At 59.5% G+C, this 23,480-nt stretch carries 23 protein-coding genes, 2 tRNA genes and 2 pseudogenes; 12 read left to right on the top strand and 15 right to left on the bottom strand.

Going from position 1 to position 23,480, the window contains the following annotated elements; genetic code table 11:
* Window positions 1-377, bottom strand: a 377-nt coding sequence (locus tag ACUTJJ_RS18740) for an MBL fold metallo-hydrolase (RefSeq protein WP_445543052.1), incomplete at its 3' end; no start/stop codon positions are given.
* Window positions 378-580: 203 nt separating this feature from the next.
* Here ACUTJJ_RS18740 and ACUTJJ_RS18735 point away from each other — a divergent pair.
* Window positions 581-655: transfer RNA gene (locus ACUTJJ_RS18735), tRNA-Gln, on the top strand.
* A 14-nt stretch (window positions 656-669) separates the two neighbouring features.
* Here ACUTJJ_RS18735 and ACUTJJ_RS18730 read toward each other — a convergent pair.
* The 3 genes and pseudogenes from ACUTJJ_RS18730 to ACUTJJ_RS18720 form a co-directional block, all read right to left on the bottom strand.
* Window positions 670-828 (bottom strand): annotated as a pseudogene (locus ACUTJJ_RS18730) (type II toxin-antitoxin system RelE/ParE family toxin); the annotation flags it as partial.
* Between the two features lie 65 nt (window positions 829-893).
* Window positions 894-2,546, bottom strand: coding sequence for a malate dehydrogenase (quinone) (gene mqo, locus ACUTJJ_RS18725; RefSeq protein ID WP_445543051.1), 1,653 nt, complete (start codon window positions 2,544-2,546; stop codon window positions 894-896).
* Between the two features lie 468 nt (window positions 2,547-3,014).
* On the bottom strand, window positions 3,015-3,440 hold the full coding sequence (locus tag ACUTJJ_RS18720; RefSeq protein WP_063950822.1) for a hypothetical protein: 426 nt from the start codon (window positions 3,438-3,440) through the stop codon (window positions 3,015-3,017).
* 264 nt (window positions 3,441-3,704) lie between these two features.
* Between ACUTJJ_RS18720 and ACUTJJ_RS18715 the strand changes: the two genes are divergently transcribed.
* A tRNA-Pro gene (locus ACUTJJ_RS18715) sits at window positions 3,705-3,781 on the top strand.
* A 153-nt stretch (window positions 3,782-3,934) separates the two neighbouring features.
* Window positions 3,935-4,132: a hypothetical protein gene (locus tag ACUTJJ_RS18710; RefSeq protein ID WP_445543050.1), complete on the top strand. Its 198-nt coding sequence runs from the start codon at window positions 3,935-3,937 to the stop codon at window positions 4,130-4,132.
* Window positions 4,133-4,207: 75 nt separating this feature from the next.
* Here ACUTJJ_RS18710 and cysN read toward each other — a convergent pair whose 3' ends face one another.
* Genes cysN through ACUTJJ_RS18695 form a run of 3 tightly spaced genes read right to left on the bottom strand, consistent with a single transcriptional unit; the run spans window position 4,208 to window position 7,467 of the window.
* Window positions 4,208-5,689, bottom strand: coding sequence for a sulfate adenylyltransferase subunit CysN (gene cysN, locus ACUTJJ_RS18705; protein ID WP_186376670.1), 1,482 nt, complete (start codon window positions 5,687-5,689; stop codon window positions 4,208-4,210).
* The gene (cysD, locus tag ACUTJJ_RS18700) at window positions 5,689-6,642 is read right to left on the bottom strand and encodes a sulfate adenylyltransferase subunit CysD (protein WP_037091710.1); all 954 of its coding nucleotides are present in this window, start codon (window positions 6,640-6,642) and stop codon (window positions 5,689-5,691) included. Before cysD ends, cysN begins: the two co-directional genes overlap by 1 nt.
* Before the next feature lie 27 nt (window positions 6,643-6,669).
* A complete protein-coding gene (locus ACUTJJ_RS18695; RefSeq protein ID WP_445543049.1) occupies window positions 6,670-7,467 on the bottom strand; it encodes a phosphoadenylyl-sulfate reductase in 798 nt (265 codons plus the stop codon).
* A gap of 204 nt (window positions 7,468-7,671) precedes the next feature.
* Here ACUTJJ_RS18695 and ACUTJJ_RS18690 point away from each other — a divergent pair, with 204 nt between their 5' ends.
* The 5 genes from ACUTJJ_RS18690 to ACUTJJ_RS18670 all read left to right on the top strand — a co-directional run bounded on the left by ACUTJJ_RS18690 (window position 7,672) and on the right by ACUTJJ_RS18670 (window position 12,570).
* Window positions 7,672-8,112, top strand: a complete 441-nt coding sequence (locus ACUTJJ_RS18690; protein WP_063950826.1) for an RrF2 family transcriptional regulator — start codon at window positions 7,672-7,674, stop codon at window positions 8,110-8,112.
* Window positions 8,113-8,570: 458 nt separating this feature from the next.
* Window positions 8,571-9,596: a sulfate ABC transporter substrate-binding protein gene (locus ACUTJJ_RS18685; RefSeq protein ID WP_445543048.1), complete on the top strand. Its 1,026-nt coding sequence runs from the start codon at window positions 8,571-8,573 to the stop codon at window positions 9,594-9,596.
* 199 nt (window positions 9,597-9,795) lie between these two features.
* Complete coding sequence (cysT, locus tag ACUTJJ_RS18680) at window positions 9,796-10,653, top strand: sulfate ABC transporter permease subunit CysT (RefSeq protein WP_063950828.1); 858 nt, start codon at window positions 9,796-9,798, stop codon at window positions 10,651-10,653.
* Window positions 10,646-11,518: a sulfate ABC transporter permease subunit CysW gene (gene cysW / locus ACUTJJ_RS18675; RefSeq protein ID WP_404494032.1), complete on the top strand. Its 873-nt coding sequence runs from the start codon at window positions 10,646-10,648 to the stop codon at window positions 11,516-11,518. Before cysT ends, cysW begins: the two co-directional genes overlap by 8 nt.
* Before the next feature lie 11 nt (window positions 11,519-11,529).
* On the top strand, window positions 11,530-12,570 hold the full coding sequence (locus ACUTJJ_RS18670; protein ID WP_144575509.1) for a sulfate/molybdate ABC transporter ATP-binding protein: 1,041 nt from the start codon (window positions 11,530-11,532) through the stop codon (window positions 12,568-12,570).
* Between the two features lie 521 nt (window positions 12,571-13,091).
* Here ACUTJJ_RS18670 and ACUTJJ_RS18665 read toward each other — a convergent pair.
* The 5 genes from ACUTJJ_RS18665 to ACUTJJ_RS18645 form a co-directional block, all read right to left on the bottom strand.
* Window positions 13,092-13,457 carry an HVO_A0114 family putative DNA-binding protein gene (locus ACUTJJ_RS18665; protein ID WP_296064902.1) on the bottom strand — a complete coding sequence of 122 codons (366 nt, stop codon included), beginning with the start codon at window positions 13,455-13,457 and terminating at the stop codon, window positions 13,092-13,094.
* On the bottom strand, window positions 13,454-13,735 hold the full coding sequence (locus ACUTJJ_RS18660) for a toxin-antitoxin system TumE family protein (protein ID WP_144575504.1): 282 nt from the start codon (window positions 13,733-13,735) through the stop codon (window positions 13,454-13,456). The genes ACUTJJ_RS18665 and ACUTJJ_RS18660 overlap by 4 nt, the downstream gene beginning before the upstream one ends.
* Window positions 13,736-13,796: 61 nt before the next feature.
* Complete coding sequence (locus tag ACUTJJ_RS18655) at window positions 13,797-14,810, bottom strand: NAD(P)H-quinone oxidoreductase (RefSeq protein WP_445543047.1); 1,014 nt, start codon at window positions 14,808-14,810, stop codon at window positions 13,797-13,799.
* Window positions 14,811-14,898: 88 nt separating this feature from the next.
* Window positions 14,899-16,701, bottom strand: a complete 1,803-nt coding sequence (locus ACUTJJ_RS18650) for a GGDEF domain-containing protein (protein ID WP_445543046.1) — start codon at window positions 16,699-16,701, stop codon at window positions 14,899-14,901.
* A gap of 163 nt (window positions 16,702-16,864) precedes the next feature.
* Window positions 16,865-17,098 (bottom strand): ribbon-helix-helix domain-containing protein, encoded by a 234-nt coding sequence (locus tag ACUTJJ_RS18645; RefSeq protein ID WP_063951094.1) that lies wholly within the window; start codon window positions 17,096-17,098, stop codon window positions 16,865-16,867.
* Window positions 17,099-17,465: 367 nt separating this feature from the next.
* Here ACUTJJ_RS18645 and betI point away from each other — a divergent pair, with 367 nt between their 5' ends.
* The 3 genes from betI (at window position 17,466) to betA (ending at window position 21,307) form a co-directional block, all read left to right on the top strand.
* On the top strand, window positions 17,466-18,086 hold the full coding sequence (gene betI, locus ACUTJJ_RS18640) for a transcriptional regulator BetI (RefSeq protein WP_144575498.1): 621 nt from the start codon (window positions 17,466-17,468) through the stop codon (window positions 18,084-18,086).
* An 11-nt stretch (window positions 18,087-18,097) separates the two neighbouring features.
* The gene (betB, locus tag ACUTJJ_RS18635; protein WP_445543045.1) at window positions 18,098-19,579 is read left to right on the top strand and encodes a betaine-aldehyde dehydrogenase; all 1,482 of its coding nucleotides are present in this window, start codon (window positions 18,098-18,100) and stop codon (window positions 19,577-19,579) included.
* 78 nt (window positions 19,580-19,657) lie between these two features.
* Window positions 19,658-21,307, top strand: coding sequence for a choline dehydrogenase (gene betA / locus ACUTJJ_RS18630; protein ID WP_445543044.1), 1,650 nt, complete (start codon window positions 19,658-19,660; stop codon window positions 21,305-21,307).
* 3 nt (window positions 21,308-21,310) lie between these two features.
* Here betA and ACUTJJ_RS18625 read toward each other — a convergent pair whose 3' ends face one another.
* Window positions 21,311-21,610, bottom strand: coding sequence for a type II toxin-antitoxin system RelE/ParE family toxin (locus tag ACUTJJ_RS18625; protein ID WP_445543043.1), 300 nt, complete (start codon window positions 21,608-21,610; stop codon window positions 21,311-21,313).
* Window positions 21,607-21,879 carry a YlcI/YnfO family protein gene (locus tag ACUTJJ_RS18620; RefSeq protein ID WP_063950837.1) on the bottom strand — a complete coding sequence of 91 codons (273 nt, stop codon included), beginning with the start codon at window positions 21,877-21,879 and terminating at the stop codon, window positions 21,607-21,609. Before ACUTJJ_RS18620 ends, ACUTJJ_RS18625 begins: the two co-directional genes overlap by 4 nt.
* A 145-nt stretch (window positions 21,880-22,024) precedes the next feature.
* Here ACUTJJ_RS18620 and ACUTJJ_RS18615 point away from each other — a divergent pair, with 145 nt between their 5' ends.
* Complete coding sequence (locus tag ACUTJJ_RS18615) at window positions 22,025-23,368, top strand: chloride channel protein (protein ID WP_445543042.1); 1,344 nt, start codon at window positions 22,025-22,027, stop codon at window positions 23,366-23,368.
* Window positions 23,369-23,372: 4 nt separating this feature from the next.
* Here the strand turns inward: ACUTJJ_RS18615 and ACUTJJ_RS18610 are convergent.
* Window positions 23,373-23,480, bottom strand: a pseudogene (locus ACUTJJ_RS18610) (DUF3750 domain-containing protein); the annotation flags it as partial.

Raw genomic sequence — 23,480 nt, 5'->3', positions numbered from 1 at the left:
GAACTTTCGGCAAAGGGATTGGTCTCGCCCACATGCAGCGGCCGGGCGGCGCGGTGCTGGCCTTCCGCCACCGTCAGCGCCCCGGTCGCCTGCGCCAGCCTGCGGGCAAGCGGCGAATGATCGCGATGGGTGTGGCTGACGAAGATGTGCGTGACTTCGCGTCCTTCGAGCGCAGCCATCAGCGCCTGAAAATGCGCCTCATCCTCCGGGCCCGGATCGATGACCGCAACGGAACGGTCGCCGACGATATAGGAGTTGGTGCCATGGAAGGTGAAGGCGGAAGGATTGTTGACGGTGATACGCTGGACGAGCGGGGCGACAGGGACCGCCTCCCCATAGGCCGGCCTGAAATCGAGATCGAATGCCGGGTCCGCCATCGAGACCTCCTGAATGAATGCCATGCCGCCCGTGCAGACGACACCCGCCGCACAATCGCCAAGCCCTATCATGCTGCCCGCGGCCGGGCACCCAAAAAGCTTGTATTTTGTGAAAAAATTGCTCGCCGGGTCATTGCCGCGCCGGTCCGGCTTTGCTAATCAGGCGCGGTTCGGGCAGCGGCGTTTCGCTTACACTGCCCTGTTGGGGCGTCGCCAAGCGGTAAGGCACCGGTTTTTGGTACCGGCATTCCCAGGTTCGAATCCTGGCGCCCCAGCCATCTATCCCCAAGTCAAACAGTATCCGCAGATCCCGGCGACCGTCAATGACGCGAACTATTTCCACGGATCGTATGTTCTCACCATCGGTGTCCGGCACGGTTTCGTAGAGAATGATATAACGCGCTTCAACCAGCATGCGGGCGGATGGAAAAATTTCCGGGTGGCGCTCGCCTTCAACAAAAAACGCCGCGCATCCAGAGACACGCGGCGTCCAATCTTAAATCTCGCGACGATGCCTTAAAGCGCGATATCCGGCACCTTCTTCACCGGCGCACCCGCAGGGGCCGAGCCAGCTGCCTTCAGCGCCTCAAGATCGATCTGCGGCGGGGTCGGCAGTTGCAGGTGTTCGGCAGTGTAGGCCCATTCCTCACGTACCTTTTCCGGGTCGTCATTGAGCTTGGTGCCATAGCTCGGCACGATCTGGCGGATCTTGGCCTGCCATTCCGGTGTTGCCACCTTGTCCTTGAAGACCTTTTCCAGAACGCTGAGCATGATCGGTGCGGCGGTGGAGGCGCCCGGAGACGCGCCGAGCAGGCCGGCGATGCTGCCGTCCTTGGCGGAAACCACTTCGGTGCCGAGCCTGAGCACGCCGCCCTTTTCCTCGTCGCGCTTGATGATCTGCACGCGCTGGCCTGCCTGCCAGAGACGCCATTCGCCCTGCTTCGCATTCGGGAAATATTCCTTCAGCGCAGCAAAACGGTCGTCATCCGACATCATCAGCTGGCCGGCGAGATATTCGACCAGCGGATATTCATCGATGCCGACGCGCACCATCGGCCAGGCGTTGCTGGTCGTTACCGAGGAGACGAGATCGAAATAGGAACCTTCCTTCAGGAACTTGGTGGAGAAGGTGGCGAAAGGTCCGAAGAGGATGACGCGCTTGCCACCCAGCACGCGGGTATCGAGGTGCGGAACCGACATGGGCGGCGAGCCGACCGAGGCCTTGCCATAGGCCTTGGCCAGATGCTGCATCGTCACATCGGGGTTTTCGTTGATAAGGAACGAGCCGCCGACAGGGAAACCGGCATAATCATCGGCTTCCGGAATGCCGGACATCTGTAGCAGATGCAGCGCGCCGCCGCCGGCGCCGATGAACACGAATTTCGCATCCACCACCTGTTCGGCATCGGTCTTCGTGTTGGTATAGGTCACGCGCCAGCTGCCATCGGCATTACGCTGGATGTCGGAAACCTCGCTATTGACCTGCAGGTCGAAATTCTGGTCGCTCTGCAGATGCGAGACGAACTGGCGGGTGATTTCGCCGAACTCCATGTCGGTGCCGAGCGGCGACCAGGTCGCGCCGATCTTCTGGGAAGGATCGCGGCCTTCCATCATCAGCGGCACCCACTTCTTGATCTGCTCGGGATCGGTGGAGAATTCCATGCCGGCGAAGAGCGGGCTCGCCTTCAGCGCCTGATAGCGCTTTTCCAGATAGGCGACGTTCTCGTCGCCCCAGACGAAGCTCATATGCGGCGTGTGGTTGATGAAGGAGCGCGGGTTCTTCAGAACGCCGTTGCGCACCTGCCATGCCCAGAACTGCCGGGAAATCTGGAAGGATTCATTGATGTTGACGGCCTGGGAAATCTTGATGTTGCCCTTGTCGTCTTGCGGCGTGTAGTTCAGCTCGGCAAGCGCGGAGTGGCCGGTGCCGGCATTGTTCCAGCCGTTGGAGCTTTCAAGCGCCACGCCATCCAGCCGCTCCAGCATCTGCATCGACCAGGTGGGCTCCAGTTCGCGCAGCCACACACCGAGCGTCGCGCTCATGATGCCGCCGCCGATGAGGAGAACGTCGACCTTCTTGGCGGTCGTATTTGCGAGAAGCGGCGAAGAGGGCAGCGCTGCAACGGCAAGCCCCGCAAGCGCGCCGCCCAGAACCTGTCTGCGGTTCATTGGCAATGCCTGGGAAAGGGAGTTGTCCGCGGAGAGATCAGTGAGCTGGGATTTGTCTTGTTCGATGGGAGTCACGGCCGTACCTGATTCTTGTTATGTGTTAAAAACACTCCTCCCGGCCGCCCCGTTATAGCAAAGCGGAAAGTGGCACAACCCGGGCTGGACCATGTCAGTTCAGGTGATATTGCACGGCATCAGAGGTCGTTTTCCTTTATCGGGCAGGCATGGTTCTCTTGCCGTTGGGCAAATTTTGTTTGGTACGACGGGAAGGCGGCAGTTTCAAACGGTTGAATGACGCCCTAATGCCGGGATGTGGCGAAAGGACATCGAAAGCCAGGGAGCAGCATTGAACCGCTTCAGTCTAGCGTCGAAGCGCCAGTTTTTTCGCGACCACGACAAAAAATCTCAAAAAAGTGAAAAGGCCCGCCGGTCGGGCGAGCCTTTTATTGATGTGTCTCGTATGAGAGCTTAGTTCGCGGCGAGGAACTCCGCGCAGTAGCTCGGGCCATTGACGCCGGGGCGGTCGGAGACCGTGCGGACGGCGGTGATCTTGTAGTCGCTGGAAACGACGAGCTGTACGGTGCAGGAGAGCGAGGCGGTGCGGGCGGGCGAGATCTGACGACCCTTCTTGCCGTCCTTGCCTTCTTCGAACTTCGCCGGAATGGTGGCCTTCTTGTAGCCGCCGCGCCAGTTATAGACCGTGGAGCTGCCGGTTTCCGTGTCGCTGAGCGGCGGGCCGAATTTTGCAAAGAAAATGCCGGCGGACTGGCCGACCCAGCGGGTTTCGACAGGGCTCTTCTGGGTGAAAGAGGGGGTGGTGGAGCTGCCGTTGGATGTGGTGCAGGCGGAGAGCGTAATGGCAAACGCTGCAAGCGTTACGCTGCGAAAAAGCATGGTGAAATGTCCTTTGTGCCGTGTCCGGCTTCCCGCCGGTCATTCCGTTCCCCTAGCAGATTTGACGGCGGCGGGCAGGGGAGGCGCACGAATTGACGGAAATTTCCTGCCACAATTGCTTTTTTGTAACGTTTTTTACCGCCCAGCCCCGGCTCATTGGTCATGGCCACGGAGGTTTTCATGGATGGACAAAACTTGTCATAAAAAATACGCCAAGCCGCTTGTCGAACGCCGGAGGCTGGTCTATAGAAGCGCCGCTGGTCACGGAGTGTAGCGCAGTCTGGTAGCGCACCACGTTCGGGACGTGGGGGTCGGAGGTTCGAATCCTCTCACTCCGACCAGCTTGAAGCTTTCCCGATGCTTTTCCCCATAAATCACAGCGTTTGACTGCTTTATTGTCGCAGATAAAGTTCGTTTGGAAATGGCTATTGAGCGTGCAGAATGCGGCCAAAGGCCATCGCTGGTTTCAGCGCGACCTGAACGGATGACCGGATATGAAGGTTTCCATCGTTGTGCGCGCGGCCGACAATTTCGCACATCCGAAGCCAGACCATCATCTAGGGAACGCAACCGCGCCTCAGCCGTTATCTAACCAGACAACAATGGAGGATAACATGCTGAAGGGTATCGCACTGTGGGCTATGGGTGTACCGGTTTTCGTGATCATTCTGCTTTATATGTTCGTGTTTTAAGCCACACCCGACACTAGATACAAACCAAAAAGGCGACCGCTCGGAGGTCGCCTTTTGTCGTTATGGAGGACGCCGTCAGTTCAGATCGTCGATCAGCCGCGACGCGGTCGCCGCATCGGTTCGGCGGATGTCGATCTCGTCCCGGTGTCTTGCCAGCAGCTCGCTTGCCAGCAGCTTTTCCGCGAGACCGGCGGGAAGCGAGAGAATGACGCGGTCGCCCTGTTCCTCTGTCGCACCCACGCTGCGCTTGGCCGATATCATGCCGCCCGCAACCGTGTTGTTGGTGTCGGGGTCAATCAGGATGAACGAGCCGGTTGCGCGGTTTTGTTCGTAGGAATCGAAGATCGCGGTCTCATCGAAAGAAAGCCGCACCTTGCCGATGGCGTTCATTGGCAACGACGTCTCATGCGCCTGCCATTCGCCTTCCTTGAGGTTCAGCTGGCTGACGGGCTGCACACTGACACGCTGGCGGCGGCTTCCGCTTTTCAGCCAGTAGCGCTTGCCTGCCTCGATGCCTCCGGGCTGCAAAGCCACGATCTGCGCGTCGAAGGCAAGGCCCGTTTGTGGCTGGGCCTCGATGGAAGCGATCATGTCGCCGCGCGACACATCCACCTGACGATCAAGAACGAGAGTGACGGCATCGCCTGCCACGGCGGCGTTGCGCACCAGATCGAAAGTGACGATCTGTTTGACGTTGGCGACCATACCAGAAGGCAGGATAACGACGCTGTCGCCCGGCTTCACCGAACCGCCGGCAACCGTGCCCTGATAACCGCGGAAGCTCTCGCCCGGACGCGAAACGCGCTGCACGGGAAAGCGGAAGCCGCCCGATTGCGCGGAGCGAACGGTCGCCAGTTCCAGCGTCTCCACCAGCGTCGGGCCTTCATACCAGGGCATGGAGGCCTTGCCTGACAGGACGACGTTTTCACCCTTCAGCGCCGACATCGGAATGGCGGTGATCTGCTTGATGCCGAGATCGGATGCGAAATCGCGGAACTCATGGGCAATCAGTTCGAAACCGGCCTTGTCATAATTGGTCAGGTCGATCTTGTTGACGGCCAGCACGAATTGCCGGATGCCCATCAGCGCCGCGATGGTAGCGTGGCGGCGCGTCTGCTCCAGAATACCGGTGCGGGCATCGACGAGCAGCACGGCCAGATCGGCTGTGGAAGCGCCGGTCGCCATGTTGCGGGTATATTGCTCATGGCCGGGCGTGTCGGCGACGATGAAGGCGCGCCGGTCGGTGGCGAAATAACGATAGGCGACATCAATGGTGATGCCCTGTTCGCGCTCCGCCTGAAGGCCATCCAGCAGCAGTGCGAAATCAGGCAGGCCGAGATCGTTCTGCTTGCCGCTATCACGGTGCAGCGTGGCGGCCTGGTCTTCCTTGACGGCCTTGGTGTCCCAGAGGAGACGGCCGATCAGGGTCGACTTGCCGTCATCCACGCTGCCGCAGGTGATGAGACGCAGCGGGCGGGTGTCGCGCGCTGCTTTCGAATGCTCGGCAAAGGGCAAAATGGTGGCCGTGGAAATGTTGGTGGTGGCAGAAGCGGTCATCAGAAATAGCCCTCGCGCTTCTTCTTCTCCATGGAACCGGACTGGTCGCGGTCAATCGCGCGGCCCTGACGTTCGGAAACGGTAGCGATTTCAAGCTCTGCAATCACATCCTGAAGCGTCGCCGCCTCGGAACGGATCGCACCGGTGAGCGGGAAGCAACCGAGCGTGCGGAAGCGGATCGAGCCACGCTTGACCTCTTCGCCGGGCAAAAGCTCCAGGCGCTCGTCCTCGGCAAGGATCATCATGCCGTCCCGCTCGATATAGGGGCGCTCGGCGGCGTAATAGAGCGGCACCAGCGGAATGTTTTCCGCCTCGATGTAACGCCAGATGTCGACTTCGGTCCAGTTGGAGAGCGGGAAGGCGCGCACGCTCTCACCCTTGCGGACCATGCCGTTATAGATGTTCCACAGCTCAGGCCGCTGGTTGCGCGGGTCCCACTTATGGTCGGGCGTGCGGAAGGAATAGATGCGTTCCTTGGCGCGGCTCGCCTCCTCGTCACGGCGCGCACCGCCAAAGGCGGCGTCGAACTGGCCGGCATCCAGCGCCTGACGCAGCGCTTCCGTCTTCATGATGTCGGTGTAAAGCGCTGAGCCATGGGTGAAGGGCGTGATGTTTTCCGCCGCGCCGCGCGGATTGGTGTGGGAGATCAGTTCGAGATCATATTCCTTGACGATATTGTCGCGGAATTCGATCATTTCCTTGAACTTCCAGCCGGTATTGACGTGCAGCAGCGGGAAGGGAATGCGCCCGGGGAAGAAGGCCTTGCGCGCCAAATGCAGCAGCACGGAGGAATCCTTGCCGATGGAATAGAGCATCACGGGCTTGTCGAATTCGGCTGCGACTTCGCGAAAGATATGAATAGCTTCGTTTTCAAGCGCCTTCAGATGGGGATCGAGCGGCGGCTTGGATGCGACAGTATTCTTGCTGTCCGTCTCGTGGACTGCGTTGGACATTGTGAACTCCGGGAATGTACTGAATGATTATCGTTGCGGGATGGCGGAGGTAGCGGAGGTCTGCTCCGCACCGGCGACGTGAAGACCGCATTCGCGCTTCTCGTCATTTTCCCACCACCATCGTCCGGCGCGCTCAGGCTCGCCGGGCTTGATGGCGCGCGTACACGGCTCGCAGCCGATGGACGGGTAACCGCGCTGATGCAACGGATTGACGGGAATGTTTTCCTCGGCGACATGCGCCTTGATGAGATCGATATCCCAATCAGCCAAAGGGTTGATCTTGATGAGATTGCGATCCGCATCGAATTCGGCGAACGGCGTCGTGGCGCGATTGCCCGACTGGCCGCGGCGGAGGCCGGTGATCCAGAAGGCGGCACCATCAAGCGCCTTGCCGAGCGGGATCAGCTTTCTGACATGACAGCAGGCGTGGCGCGCTTCAACGCTTTCGTAAAAACCATTAAGTCCGTATTTTTCGGCATAGGCGTCGATATCGTCCTGCTCGGGACGGAAACGACGGATTTCGATGCCGAAACGCTCCTCGGTTTCATCGATGAGATCGACGGTTTCCTTGAAAAGACGGCCGGTTTCCAGCGTGACAACGTCTATCGGCAGGCGATGGGTGCCGATAGCGGCAGTGATGACCTGATCCTCGATGCCAAGGCTGGTCGTGAAGACCGCGCGCCCGCCAAGGCCGGCGATAAACGAGAGCCGACCCGCCAGATCGAGCCCGGTAAGCGTGGCGTCCAGGGAAGCGGCATCGGCAGAGGCATTTACTGAATTAATGGTCGCTGAATTGATGTTCATTGTCACGTCCGGGATTTCCATGGCCGATTATTGTTGAAATCGGCCTCTTGGACGAGAAATGACAGTCTTTGTGCGCTGCACTTCAGAGCAAAAATGCCTCTCGCGCGCGTGCTATGAGCAAAAGATGCCCGTTCACTTTGTTCGCAGCCTGGATTTGAATTGTGACAACTTCTGCGCTAAGCCGTGATTGCCGGGTATTCGGGCTTGTGATCTACTGGTTTTACGATGATTTCGCAGAAGGCAAAATATGCGCTGAGGGCGCTCCTTTCGCTGGCAAAGGCCGACGGCGGCTACCCTGTGCAGATTTCCGACATTGCCCGCGAACAGGCCATTCCGAAAAAGTTTCTGGAGCAGATCCTTCTCGAAATGAAGAAGGAACGCCTTGTCGAGAGCCGGCGCGGCAAGCAGGGTGGTTATCTTCTGGCGCGCCCGGCGGATGATATCACCTTCGGCGAGGTGCTGCGGCTCATCGACGGCCCCCTTGCTCCTCTGCCTTGCCTCTCCCAGACCGCCTATCGCCGCTGTGAGGACTGTGACGGTGAGAAGCAGTGCGAGATCCGTCACGTCTTTGCCCGGGTGGCCGATGCGACACGTAACATCCTTTTTAACACCACCGTTGCAGATGCGGTGGCTGGGGTGGAAGTGCCCGAGCTTTTGACAGCCTGACACTCGTCTTTTTCACGTTTCGCTGTCGAGAGTTTGCAACGAGGGCTCTCAACCTGTCCGTCATTCCGGCCTTGAGCCGGAATCCAGCTGACGCGCGTCTGCGCGGCGAAACGACTCCTTCAGCCCAAGGACTTGGGCTGGCTGGATTCCGGCTCAAGGCCGAAATGACGGATGAGGAGTTTGTAATGATCCCCCTGCCTCGTTCCTTCCAAACGAAAAAATCGTCTAAAACCCCCTAATATTTTTCGCGGTCGCGGCAAAAAACCGGCAAAAATGTGAAACGCTTTTGCATCCGGCAAAGTTTTACACGACGCTTGTTGCGCCTTTCGCTTATGCTGCGCTGTATTTGTTGCCCGTGGAAACGCTCAAGGGAAACACTTTTTCGATCGTATTCGGCCTCATTGACCAACTCTACTCAACCAGTAGAGTTAAGCCATCGCAATCAGGAGGGAATACCGATGTCCAAGCTTCTGTCCGGTTTGAGCGTTGTCGCGCTCAGCCTCTCACTGGCACTTGGCGCAGCTGGCTCGGCCGCCGCGCAGACCAAACTGCTGAACGTGTCCTATGATCCCACCCGTGAACTTTACAAGGATTTCAACGAGGCTTTCGCCAAGAAGTGGAAGGCCGACACCGGCGAAGACGTCACGATCCAGCAATCGCATGGCGGCTCCGGCAAGCAGGCCCGTTCGGTGATCGACGGCCTGGAAGCCGACGTCGTGACGTTGGCGCTGCAGAGCGACATTGACGCCATCGTCCAGAACTCCGGCAAGGTCAACAAGGACTGGCGCGGCCGCCTGCCGCATAATTCCTCGCCTTACACCTCCACCATCGTTTTCCTCGTTCGCAAGGGCAACCCCAAGGGCATCCATAATTGGGGCGATCTGGTGAAGGGCGACGTGCAGATCGTGACGCCGAACCCGAAGACCTCGGGCGGTGCGCGCTGGAACTATCTGGCGGCCTGGGCCTGGGCGAATGAAGAGTTCAAGGGTGACCAGGACAAGATCAAGGCCTATGTCGGCGAACTCTACAAGCGCGCTCCGGTTCTCGACACCGGCGCCCGTGGCTCCACGGTCACCTTCGCACAGCGCCAGATCGGCGACGTGCTGCTCGCCTGGGAAAACGAAGCCTATCTGGCCGGCCAGGAATTCGGTGCTGACGCCTTCGATATCGTCGTTCCGCCGATCTCGATCCTTGCCGAGCCGCCGGTCGCCGTGGTTGACGCCAATGTCGACGCCAAGGGCACCCGCAAGGCGGCCGAAGCCTATCTGCAATATCTCTATTCCGACGAGGGCCAGAATATTGCGGCGAAACACTTTTATCGTCCGTCGAACCCGGCCGTTGTCTCCAAGGACCTGCTGAAGCAGCTGCCCGATATCAAGCTCGTCACCATTGACGACCCGATCTTCGGCGGTTGGGCCAAGGCGCAGCCGGAACATTTTGGTGACGGCGGCATCTTCGACCAGATTTACAAGCCCGCGAAGTAAGCGGATGATGGGGTGAAGCGTCGTCACCCTGTCCCATGGGACAAGACAAATCAGAAGCTGATCGACCGGACGCCATGCCGGTCGATACTTTATAATAAGCGCCGGGGGAATACCGGCTCCCAGAGAGCACCTCCAGGACAGGCAGACCTCGGTTGACTGTCCCGGAAATGTTCAAAAACTAAGATTATCCGGAGCCTTGATGAGCAATAATATTTCCGGGAGCAGGTGGAAGTGGCGGCAATCGAGCGTCATACCGGGCTTCGGCCTGACGTTTGGTTACACCGTCACCTACCTGTTTCTCATCATTCTTATTCCGCTTGGCGGCCTTGTCTGGTCCACGGCGAAACTCGGTTTTGCAGATTTCATTGCGATTGCCACGGATAGCCGTACGCTGAATGCGCTGCGGGTCAGCTTCGGCACGGCGTTCCTTGCCGCATTGGTCAATGTGGTCTTCGGCGTCATTGTTGCCTGGGTTCTCACGCGTTACCGTTTTCCCGGCCGCCGCTTCGTGGATGCCATTGTCGACCTTCCCTTTGCGCTTCCAACGGCGGTCGCGGGTATTGCGCTGACGGCGCTTTACGCCAATCGCGGCTGGGTCGGTTCGCTGTTTGAACCTTTCGGCATCAAGATCGCGTTCACGCCGACCGGCATCGTCATCGCGCTGATCTTCATCGGCCTGCCCTTCGTGGTGCGCACGGTGCAGCCGGTCATGGAGGAGATCGACCGGCAGGTGGAGGAGGTGGCGGCAACGCTTGGCGCCAACCGTTTCCAGACCATCACCCGCATTCTGCTGCCGAGCCTCACACCCGCCATCCTCACCGGTTTCGCGCTCGCTTTTGCGCGCGGCGTGGGCGAATACGGCTCGGTCATCTTCATTGCCGGCAATATTCCGTACGTGTCGGAAATCGCGCCGCTCCTCATCGTTATCCGGCTGGAGGAGTTCAATTATGCGGCGGCCACCGGCATCGCCACCATCATGCTGATCATCTCCTTTGCCATGCTGTTCCTCATCAATCTCATTCAGGCCTGGAGCCGCAGGAGGTACGGATATGTCTGACACCGCATCCCGTGCCACGCCGCGACCGTTCCGCGACCCCGCCAGTGAAGGCTTGGCCGCGCGACTGGCGCTCATCGCCATTGCATTTGTCTTCCTCGCCGCCTTTCTCGTCCTGCCGCTGGTTTCGGTCTTCTTCGAAGCCTTCCGCAAGGGCACGGAAAGCTTCTGGGAGGCGATCGTCGAGCCGGACGCGCTCTCGGCCATTCGCCTGACGCTGCTCGTCGCCGCCATTTCGGTGCCGCTCAATCTGATCTTCGGAGTGATGGCTGCCTGGGCGATTGCGAAATTCGAGTTCAAGGGCAAGGCGTTCCTGATCACGCTGATCGACCTGCCATTCTCGATCTCTCCGGTTATCTCCGGCCTGGTCTATGTCATCCTTTTTTCGGCCCACAGCGTGCTCGGGCCATGGCTGAAAAGTTACGGCATCGAGATCCTCTTTGCGGTGCCGGGCATCGTGCTGGCCACCATCTTCGTGACCTTTCCCTTCGTCGCGCGTGAACTCATCCCGCTGATGCAGGATCAAGGCAATGGCGATGAGGAGGCGGCGATTTCGCTTGGCGCCTCGGGCTGGCAGACCTTCTGGTACGTCACGCTGCCGAACATCAAATGGGGCCTGCTGTATGGCGTGCTGCTCTGCAACGCCCGCGCCATGGGCGAGTTCGGGGCCGTCTCCGTCGTATCTGGCCATATTCGCGGCGAGACCAACACCATGCCGCTGCATGTCGAGATACTCTATAATGAGTACAATATCGGCGCATCCTTCGCCGTCGCGACGCTGCTCGCCGGTCTTGCTCTGGTGACCCTCGTTCTCAAAACCATTCTCGAAATACGCTTTGGCGCGGGCAACGCAGCCGGCAAGCATTGAAAGGCATCTTCATGGAAGTGAAAGTTTCCGGCATCACCAAGCAGTTTGATCGCTTTCCGGCGCTGAACGACGTGTCGCTCAACATTCGCTCCGGCGAGCTGATTGCGCTGCTCGGTCCTTCCGGCTCCGGCAAGACCACGCTGCTGCGTCTCATCGCCGGCCTCGAGCAGCCGACGCAGGGCCAGATTTTCTTCGGCGATGAAGACGCCTCGCACCGCACGGTGCAGGAGCGCAATGTCGGTTTCGTGTTCCAGCATTACGCCCTGTTCCGCCATATGACGGTGGCCGACAACATCGCCTTCGGCTTGAAGGTACGCCCTTCCGCCAGCCGCCCGCCGAAAGCCGAGATACGCAAACGCGTGTCCGAACTTCTCGACATGGTGCATCTATCGGGCCTTGAAAAGCGTTATCCCACGCAGCTGTCTGGCGGCCAGCGCCAGCGCGTGGCGCTCGCCCGCGCCGTCGCCATCGAGCCGAAGGTACTGCTTCTCGACGAACCTTTCGGCGCGCTCGATGCCAAGGTGCGCAAGGAATTGCGCCGGTGGCTGCGCGAATTCCACGACCGCACGGGCCACACCACCGTCTTTGTCACCCATGATCAGGAAGAAGCGCTGGAACTGGCGGACCGCGTCGTCGTCATGAGCCAGGGCAAGATCGAGCAGGTCGGCACGGCAGACGATGTCTACGATACGCCGAACTCCCCCTTCGTCTTCTCCTTCATCGGCGAATCCTCCAGCCTGCCGGTCACGATCCGTGATGGCCATGTGCTGTTCCAGGGCGAGAGCATCGGCGTAAATGAAAGCGGCGCAGGCGAGGGCGAATTGTTCTTCCGGCCGGAAGACGTGGTGCTGACGGACGAAAAGGACGCGCTTTACGGCAAGGTCACCACCTGTCGCCGCCTTGCCGGCACCCGCATCGCCGAAATCGACATCGCCAATAACGGCCATGAGCCCTATCACCTCGAAATCGAAGTGCCGCTCAACGCCGCCGTGGCGGTGGGCGCCGAACTGCGGTTCCGCCCGACGCGGTGGAAGGTGTTCGGGAAGAGGTAGGGAGAGGTGACCGCAGTTGGCGGTCGATGATTTTGTCGCTGCCCCCACTTCTCCGTCATGCCGGCCTTGAGCCGGTATCCAGCCAGCCCAAGTCCTTGGGCTGAAAGAAGTCCTCTCGTCGGGCAGCCGCGCGCCGGCTGAATGCCGGATCAAGCCCGGCATGACGGAAGAGACATTTCACCAGTAGCATCGAGCATAGAGCTTGCCGCACCGGCACTCGAGGCGCAGATCTCCCCAATACTCGAAGAAATACGCAGAAACGGAAAAGGGTCGCCTAAGCGACCCTTCCATGAGTTTGGTCCTGTTTACAGACCCGGGACTGTTTCTCAACGTTCCGAAGGCAAAAGAGATTTACAACGAGGGCTGCCCCGTCGCAAAACCACCCTTTCCATTGCCTGCACCAGAGACCGAAATCTCACTAGACATTGGATCACCTCCTTCCGATACGTTGAACATAACTAGAAGGTAGTACGATTCGTGAGTAATGCAAGAGGGATTACTTCTTGGGGGACGCCCGGCACCTATGCCGCGTCTGCGGCCTTTACGTCGAATTCGAAGTGGATGCTGTCATATGGAAACTCGATGCCAGCCTCGTTCCGGTCGATAATGCCCGCATGGAGGAGCGACGTCACATCGCGATGAACGGCCTGTACGTCCCGCCCGACCCGACGGGCAACCTCCCGGATAGAAAGCGGTCCCTGTCCGGCCAGAGCCTTGACGATGGCAAGGCGAAGCGGCGCGAGAATGCGGTGCAGGTCCTCATAGCTTGAAAATTCGACAGACGGTTTCGCCTCCACCGGCTTTCCAGACATGGCCAGATTACCGGCGGCAACAAAGCGGCTCTTGATATCCTTGATCGTGCTGAGACGGATGGTGAGTGCGGTCATGACAAAATCCTTTCCATATCCGCCTGAAAAGCATCGAACAGGGCTTCGAGCGTGGTGAAGGCGATGGTGTCTTCACGCCCGTCCATGTGACGATGATCGCCTTTGCCGCGTTCATTGTCATAACGCAGAACACATTCCCCTTTGATCACCAGCGCCAGCCGATATTTGAACGGGTGAAGACTTCCGGGAACAGGCTCAGGCAGATGCCACAGGACAACCTCAAAGAAGGTCGTCTCGTTGATCACTTTGCGCGTCTTTTCGAGCAGAACGGCCTTCATGTTGTTATTCTTGACAACACTTTGCTGTGTTGTCAATGAAAACAACGATCTTGCTCAAACGTCACGACACCCGCATCACGATCTTGCCGATATGGCTGCTGCTTTCCATTAGCCGGTGCGCATCCACGACCTCGTCAAGCGTGAAGATCCGGTTGATGACAGGTGCGACCTGCCCGCTTTCGATGAGCGGCCAGACCTGCTCGACAAGCTCATCGCGGATGGCGCGCTTCTCGTCGGTAGTGCGCGGCCGCATGGTGGAGCCGGTGACGGTCAGGCGTTTGACCATGATCGGGCGTAGGTCGACCTTTTCGGCCACGGCGCCCCCCAGGAAGGCGATGATGGACAGGCAACCGTCCTTGGCGAGTGCGGCAAGATTCTTTTCGAAATAGGACGCGCCGATCATGTCGAGAACCACATCGACGCCCTTGCCGCCGGTTTCGGATTTCACGACGTCAGCGAAATCCTCATCGCGGTAATTGATTGCGCGCTTGGCGCCGAGCTTCACGCAGGCCTCGCATTTTTCCGCCGAGCCCGCCGTTGTATAAACCTCCGCGCCAAAGGCTTTCGCAAGCTGGATCGCCGTCGTGCCGATGCCACTGGTGCCGCCGTGGATGAGCACGGTCTCACCTTCCGTCAGGCCCGCCATCTGGAACAGATTGGCCCAGACGGTGAAGAAGGTTTCCGGCAGGGCGGCGGCCTTGACGGCATCGTAGCCTTTGGGAAAGGGCAGGGCCTGCCCGGCGGGAACGGCGCAATATTGCGCATAACCGCCGCCATTGGCGAGTGCGCAGACCTTGTCGCCCAACTTGAATTCAGTGACCCCTTCGCCCAGCGCAACCACCTCTCCGGCAACTTCGAGACCCAGGATCGGACTTGCATCTTTTGGCGGAGGGTAGGTGCCCTGTCGTTGTGCGACGTCGGGGCGATTGACCCCAGCCGCTTCGACCTTCAGCAGAACCTCGCCTTTTGCGGGCCTCGGCAGCGGCGCTTCCGACATCGTCATGACCTCCGGGCCACCATGGGACGGCAGGTCAATGAAGCGCATTGTTTCGGGCAGGGTCGTCGTGTCGGGCATGGCCAGGGGCACCTCCTTGCGTATCAGCGATGCCTCAAGATGTAGGTCAGATGGACGCGCGATGGAAGAAGGCCGTTTGTCGCTGTTATCAATTTGTCTCGTTGAAGACCTGGACAACGAGGCCGCTTTCGTTCTCTTTCGCCGCCGCCTTGACGCCGGCAATCTCGCTGCCGATCCGTTCGGGATTCGCGATAATCGATCCCTTCGGCAGGGTCAGAACGCCGATGGAGCACCGCAGCAGTGCGAAGTCTCGCTCATTGCCGTTGCGGTCCTGTCCCTTCATGCATCCGGCGGCCCGGTCTTCGTCGGAATAGAGCCCGGCGACGTCATCGTGGAAATCGCTGAGCAGCCGCCCGAGTATTTCCGTCAGCTCTTCGACGGACCAGTCACGCACGCCAATGAAAAAGTCGTCGCCGCCAATATGGCCAAGGAAGCAGTCCCCGGCGAAAAAGTAACGCCGCATCAGCGCCGAAAACAGGGTGATGGCGTGGTCACCGGCGTTGAAGCCGTATTTGTCGTTGAAGGGCTTGAAATTGTCGAAGTCGCAATAGCAGAAGAAGCGCGTCTCGTCGCCGTCACTGCAGCTGTCGGCAATGAAGCCGCCAATCGCCCGGTTGCCCGGCAGCGCGGTCAGGGGGTTCTGGTCCTGCGCCATCTTCAGCTGCTTTTCATTGATGACCTTGATCAGCGAAGCGGCCGAGACGATTCCGGCATAACGCATGTTTTCGGTGAGGATGATGCAGGCGCTGCCGCCCATGCTGGCGAACATGTTCATCAATTGGTCCGCGTCCGCATCGAGACCGACGATCGGCGCGGGATCGACGAAATGGGAAATGGTGCGCTCATAGATCTTGTTCTTGAGCAGGTCGCGGCCAAAGGGCCGGTAGATATATTCCTTCAGGTGATATTCGTTGATGACGCCGCGCGGTTCGCCATTGGCGTTGAGAACCGGGAAGAAGGCCTGCTGCGGATTTCTGCGGAACAGCTCGAACACGCTGTCGACGCTGTCATGTTCGAAAACGGTGGGCAGGCGCTCGATCTCGCGACGGATCAAAATCTCGTCCAGCGTCTGGCTGTTGCGCCGCGCCACGCCCATGCGGTTCAGGTGCGGGAAACTCTCTGGCAATTCGCTGGTAAAGACCGTCGGCTTGGCGATCAGCCAGCCCTGCACGAGATCGACGCCGAATTCGCGGCAGGTAAGAAATTCCGCTTCGGTTTCGATGCCCTCGGCAATCACGCGCACGCCGAGAACATGGGCGATGTTGACGATGTTGCGCACGAGGTGCTGCTTGCGGGGCTGATGGTCGAGCCCGAAAATGAAATGCCGGTCGATCTTGAGGTAATCCAGCGGGAAGTCGCAGAGCAGCTTCATTTCGCCGTGGCCGGCGCCGAAATCGTCGATCGCCAGCTTGAAACCTTCCTTGCGCATGCGGGCGATCAGCGACGTGAATTCAGGGACGCTGGTATTGTCGAACCGTTCGGAGAGCTCAAAGCAGATGGAGGAGGCGGGAATGCCTGCACGGGCCAGATGGCCGACGAGCTTGTCGAGAATGACATCGCCATGCGGAATGAGCCGCACATCGAGATTGAGGAAAAGCGTGGCGGAGGAGAAGTCGGGCAGGGTGGAAAATTTCGCCAGAGCCCTGCTTGCGAGCATCTGCTCGAAGGCCTTCAGCTCGCCATCGGCAGCAGCCTGATCGAGAAGCGCCAGCGGATTGGGAAAACCCAGCCGGTCATGGCCGCGCATCAGCGATTCATAACCGAAAATCGTGCCTGTCGTTGCTTCGACAATCGGCTGAAATGCCGTTTCCAGCACCAGCTTTGCCATAGGAAACATGTGCCCGGAAGCGAAGCGCCTGATGGCATCGTTCTCCAGCGTGACGGCCTGCATTTTGTCTCCGCTCCTGTCCTTCCCCGGGCTTTAAGCCACGAGGCCCATTATTTTTGGACGAACAATCGCAGATCACAGGTCAACAAAAGCTTTCATCACTGTGAAGCTTTCGTGAAGTTTTTGTTGCAAACCCTTTTATATCAAGGGGTTGCTACGCTGAAGATCAGGCTCGGCGCGCGTGTGCGCTGTGGGCGGCATAAAGATCGGCCACATCCAGGCGCTCTCGGTCAGCGTCGGCATCCTGCCGCGAGGTGCCGGCGCCATGCGCGGTGGAAGCCGCCCAAAGACGCAACGCCTCGCGAACCACCTCGCTGCCGGATGCATAAGCGCCGCAGTTCACGGCTTCGCGCATTCTTGCTGCCTGTTCCGGGGAAATCGATACTGTTACCATGGGCATGCATATCACTCCCTTCTTTAAACACTGCGATCGGTGCGTCGTTCCATTTTCGGATCGCTTGCCGTCGTGGTCTTTGGCGGGCTTTTTTATCGTCTTTCGTCTGGCGCCGCTTCCAGCGAAATTTGTATCAGCGGCCATAATAGCACGAAACGCATCCTGTTCCCAATTCGCGGTATATCACGGTTTAGTTTTTCCCCTGTGAGCAGGGCGACGACATCGCTTCGCGCCGCCGGCCTGTTGGCGTGAAACTGTCACCTCTCGGCGGAGGAAAACATGATCCATCGCAAATCAGCGACATAAAATGGCGCATTTTTTATTGATTGATCGATCAATCAAGAATAGTTTGCGCTTCATCAAGGAGACGACGATGCCCAAGATCGGAATGGAGCCTCTGCGCCGCAGGGCGCTGGTGGATGCGGCATTACGCACCATAGGCCACCATGGTTCGCTGAATGTGACAATGTCTGACATCGCCCGCGAAGCGGGGGTGTCGGCGGCTCTTGCGCACCATTATTTCGGCAGCAAGCAGCAGCTCCTGCTGGAAACCATCCGCAGCCTCTTGCGCGACCTCAGGTGCGACGCCGTGGCGGCGTTGAGCCGCGCTTCCGGCCCGCGCGAGCGGCTGAGTGCCATCGTGCATGTCTCCTTCCAGAGCGACCAGTTCACACCCGAGACCGTGGCGGCATGGCTTGCATTTTATGTCGAGGCGCAGCGCTCGGAAGAAACCCGCCGCCTGCTGGTGATTTATTCCCGCCGTCTCCGGTCCAATCTCATGGCAAGCCTGAACCGGCTCTGCCCTCCGGACGACGCCGCGCGCATTGCGGAAGGGGCGGCGGCGCTGATTGACGGGCTTTACATCAGGCACAGCCTGCGGTCCGCCCCACTCGGCATCGCTTCCGCCCCGGCACTTGTCGAGGACTATTTCGACATGCAGCTCAAATCATTTCCCGATGGACAGCGCGCCAAGCCGTCCATCCGCACTCTTTAGGAGACTTCGATATGACCATCGCCACGCCGCTTAAGGCGCAGCCGAAAGCCTCGCATTTCATCGACGGCGACTATGTCGAGGACAATGCCGGCACTGTCATCGAGAGCATCTTTCCGGCTACCGGCGAGGTGATTGCACGTCTGCATGCGGCAACGCCCGCCATCGTCGAGCGTGCCATCGCCTCGGCAAAACGCGCCCAGAAGGAATGGGCGGCGATGAGCCCCATGGCCCGCGGCCGCATCCTCAAGCGCGCCGCCGATATCATGCGCGAACGCAACGAGGCGCTGTCGACGCTGGAGACGCTGGATACGGGCAAGCCCATTCAGGAAACGATTGTCGCCGACCCGACCTCGGGTGCGGATGCCTTCGAATTTTTCGGCGGCATCGCGCCTTCCGCGCTGAATGGCGATTACATCCCGCTCGGCGGCGATTTCGCCTATACGAAACGTGTGCCGCTCGGCGTCTGCGTCGGCATCGGCGCGTGGAACTATCCGCAGCAGATCGCCTGCTGGAAGGCAGCCCCCGCACTCGTCGCCGGCAATGCCATGGTCTTCAAGCCCTCGGAAAACACCCCGCTCGGTGCCCTGAAGATTGCCGAAATCCTGATCGAAGCCGGGCTGCCAAAGGGTCTCTTTAACGTCATCCAGGGTGATCGCGACACTGGCCCGCTGCTCGTCAATCATCCCGATGTCGCCAAGGTTTCTCTCACCGGCTCGGTGCCGACCGGTCGCAAGGTTGCCGCTGCCGCTGCGGGGCATCTGAAGCATGTCACCATGGAACTTGGCGGCAAGTCGCCGCTGATCGTCTTTGACGACGCCGATATCGAAAGCGCTGTCGGCGGTGCGATGCTCGGCAATTTCTATTCGTCCGGTCAGGTCTGTTCGAACGGCACGCGGGTTTTCGTGCAGAAAAAGGCAAAGGCCCGCTTCCTCGAAAACCTGAAAAGCCGCACGGAAGCAATGATCCTTGGCGATCCGCTAGACCATGCCACGCATCTCGGCCCGCTGGTCTCCAAGGCCCAGCAGGAGAAGGTTCTGTCCTACATTGAAAAGGGCAAGGCGGAAGGCGCGACGCTTATCACCGGCGGCGGCATCCCCAACAATGTCTCTGGCGAAGGCGCCTATGTACAGCCGACCGTGTTCGCCGATGTGACTGACGAGATGACCATCGCCCGTGAGGAAATCTTCGGCCCTGTGATGTGCGTGCTGGATTTTGACGACGAGGAAGAGGTTCTCGCCCGCGCCAACGCCACCGAATTCGGGCTGGCCGGCGGCGTCTTCACCGCCGACCTCGCCCGCGCCCACCGGGTGGTGGATGGGCTGGAAGCCGGGACGCTGTGGATCAATACGTACAATCTCTGCCCGGTGGAAATCCCCTTCGGCGGCTCCAAGCAATCCGGCTTCGGCCGCGAGAATTCGGCGGCGGCGCTGGAGCATTATAGCGAGTTGAAGACGGTGTATGTGAGCACGGGGAAGGTGGAAGCGCCTTATTAATGGGCTCGGCGGATGGGGTTTCCCGCACCTACTGACAGTCAATTAATCGGAACAACCGCTCATCGGAGAGAGCAAACAATGCAAGCAGATTACGTCATCGTCGGCTCCGGCTCCGCAGGTTCCGCCATCGCCTACCGCCTGTCGGAAGACGGTCGCTATTCCGTCATCGTCATCGAGGCCGGCGGTTCCGATTTCGGCCCCTTCATCCAGATGCCGGCAGCACTTGCCTGGCCGATGAGCATGAAGCGCTACAATTGGGGTTATCTCTCCGAACCCGAGCCCAATCTCAACAATCGCCGCATCACCGCCCCTCGCGGCAAGGTCATCGGCGGCTCCTCCTCCATCAACGGCCTGGTTTACGTGCGCGGTCATGCCGAGGATTTCAACCGCTGGGAAGAGCTAGGCGCGCAGGGCTGGGCCTATGCGGATGTGCTGCCTTATTTCAAGCGCATGGAACACAGCCATGGCGGCGAAGAAGGCTGGCGTGGCACGGATGGACCGTTGCATGTGCAGCGCGGGCCGGTCAGCAACCCGCTTTTCCACGCCTTCATTCAGGCGGGCGCGCAGGCGGGGTTTGAACTGACCGATGACTATAACGGCTCCAAACAGGAAGGCTTTGGCCTGATGGAGCAGACCATTCACAATGGCCGCCGCTGGTCCGCCGCGAACGCCTATCTGAAACCGGCGCTGAAGCGCGGCAATGTCACGCTGGTCAACGGTTTCGCCCGCAAGGTGGTCATCGAGAACGGTCGCGCCGTGGGTGTCGAAATCGAGCGCAGGGGTGTGGTGGAGACCATCAAGGCGGGTCGCGAGGTCATCGTTTCGGCTTCCTCCTTCAATTCGCCGAAGCTGCTGATGCTGTCGGGCATCGGCCCCGCCGCGCATCTGAAAGACATGGGCATCGAAGTGAAGGCGGATCGCCCCGGCGTCGGCGCAAATCTTCAAGACCATATGGAGTTTTATTTCCAGCAGGTGTCCACCAAGCCGGTGTCGCTTTATTCGTGGCTGCCCTGGTTCTGGCAGGGCGTTGCCGGTGCGCAATGGTTGCTATCGAAAGGCGGCCTCGGTGCCTCCAACCAGTTCGAGGCCTGTGCCTTCCTGCGCTCCGCCCCTGGTCTCAAGCAGCCGGATATACAGTATCATTTCCTGCCCGTCGCCATTTCATACGACGGCAAGGCGGCGGCGAAAAGCCATGGTTTTCAGGCGCATGTCGGCTACAATCTGTCGAAATCACGCGGCAACGTCACGCTGCGCTCCGCCGATCCCTCAGACGAGCCCGTCATTCGCTTCAACTATATGAGTCACCCCGAGGATTGGGAAAAATTCCGCCATTGCGTGCGCCTCACGCGCGAAATCTTCGGCCAGAAGGCTTTTGATGATTTTCGCGGGCCGGAAATCCAGCCCGGTGAAAATATAGAGACCGATGAGCAGATTGACGCCTTCCTGCGCGAGCATCTGGAAAGCGCCTACCACCCCTGCGGCACCTGCCGCATGGGCGACAGGAACGACCCAATGGCGGTTGTCGATCCCGAATGCCGCGTGATTGGTGTGGAGGGCCTGCGCGTTGCAGACAGCTCGATCTTCCCGCATGTGACCTATGGTAACCTGAACGGCCCGTCGATCATGACCGGCGAAAAGGCGGCGGACCACATTCTCGGCAAAACCCCGCTGCCGCGCTCCAATCAGGAGCCGTGGGTAAACCCGCGCGCGGCCGTCAGCGACCGGTGAGGATCAATGGTAATCGTCCTCGCGCTGGTGGCGGATTGCGAGGATGGAGACCGTTTCCGCATCTTCGATTTGAATGAGGACGATGTAAGCGGAAGATCCGAACGGAACGATCAGTTCCCGTAAGAGTGCGTTGTCCCCAGGCGCCTTGCGCGTTGCGAAAGGAAATTCGCTCAGTCCCTCAATCGTCGAAATAATGCGGTCCACGGCTTTTTCTGCCGTCGAAAAATCCTTTTCCAGTAGAAAATTATATAGCCGGGTTATGTCTGCTCTGGCTGCAATCGTATACCGAAGATTGAACGTCACTGGCCGCGCTCAGCTTTCTTGGCTGCGAGCATCGCCCGCAGTTCCGCATGGACCTCTTCGGCGGAATAAAAAATCCCCGTGCGTTTGGATTCCTCAAGTGACGCCAGCCCACGTGCAATGAACTCCGCCTGCGATTTACGGATTTCAACTTCCCGCCTTACAGAGTTTTCAACGAAGGACGACAGTGTTTCACCATCCTTCAGCACACTTTCTGCAGCTTCACGAAAATCGGCGGTAACACGCAGTGAAGGCAATGTTGCGGTTTTCATCTTGACTCTCCATGCGTTGCATTTGCGATGCACATCTTCTTTCACCTCCTGAAAAGAGTCAAACGCAAAACTTGCAAAGCTGGATATCCAGGCAGATAAAAGGCCGTCCTACCCTTGTGTACCGAAATCACCGATCTGGACCGCCATGCCCGTTGACTACAAAAAGCTGAAAATGCTCCGCCGTTCCCGTGTCGTCTGGGGTTCATGGCGGATTTGGAAGCCAAGGGCGGTTTTCTGGGTTGGGGCTATTGCCGTCGGCCTTATCAGCGTGGGTTTCGCATGGGCGGCCGACCGCGCCCAGCACCTTTTCTTCGCAGCGACGTCCTCAGGCAAATGGGCGTTTCTGCTGCCGCTCATCATCACGCCCCTCGGCTTCACTCTTTGCGCCTGGCTCGCGATCACGGTTTTCCCCAATGCCGGCGGTAGCGGCATTCCACAGGCCATCGCCGCCCGGCACCTGCGCGACGACGCGGATCGTTCGCGGCTTCTGTCGCTGAAGCTTGCTTTTGGCAAGGTTGTGCTGACGGTCGCCGGTCTATTGTCCGGAGCGTCGATTGGCCGTGAAGGACCGACCGTTCAGGTCGGGGCCTCCATCATGCTGCAGGCCGCCCGCTGGGGCGGTATGGCGCAGGCAAAGGGTCTCATCCTCGCCGGCTCGGCGGCGGGCATAGCGGCGGCCTTCAACACACCGCTCGCAGGCATCGTCTTTGCCATCGAGGAAATGAGCAAGACTTATGAATCCCGCGCCAACGGCCTTGTGCTGACGGCCGTCATCCTGTCGGGCATCGCCTCGCTGGCTCTGGTGGGCAGCTATACCTATTTCGGCACCAGCTCTGTCATGGCGAAAACGACGATGGACTGGCTGCTGGTGCTGATCTGCGGTGTCGGCGGTGGTGCATTCGGCGCTCTTTTCAGCGCTGGTGCTTTGCGCCTCTCTGCGCGTATCCGCCGTTTCGCCCAGACCATGCCGCTGAAGCGGATGCTCGCTGTTGCGGCAGCTTGCGGCCTTGCTTCCGCCGCCATCGGCATCGCAACAGGTGGCGCGACGTTCGGAACCGGTTACGAGCAGGCCCATGCGGCGATAGAGGGGGAGGCTGCGCCAGCCTTCTTCTTTATCGAAAAGCTGGCGGCGACTTTCCTGGCCATGATGTCTGGCATCCCCGGCGGCATTTTCGCGCCATCGCTGTCGGTCGGTGCGGGTTTCGGCAGCACCATGGCGGGCTTGCTCGGCACCAGCATCGGCCTTGGCGCCATCGTCGGCATGGCGGGATATTTCGCTGGCGTGGTTCAGGCTCCGATGACAGCCTTTGTCATCATTCTCGAAATGACCGGCAATCATGAGGGCGTCATACCCATTATGGCCGCATCGATGCTGGGATATCTCACGTCTCGGCTCTTTTCTCGCGAACCGCTTTATCACGGCCTGTCACGGGTCTTCATCGCCCAGAGCATCCGCGCCAGACGCGCCGCTCAGGCCATCGAAACGTGATGGCTCAAGCCCTGATGCCCGCCACGCCGAAATAACCGAGCCCCGGGATCTTCACGCCCGGCCGGGTAAAATCGATGCCGGCCACGAGGCCGAGAAAGTTGATCTCGAAGCC

This window comes from Agrobacterium sp. DKPNP3 (assembly GCF_052686535.1).
The sequence above is the reverse complement of the archived record's forward strand: the minus strand, read 5'-3'. Positions and strand labels throughout refer to the sequence as shown.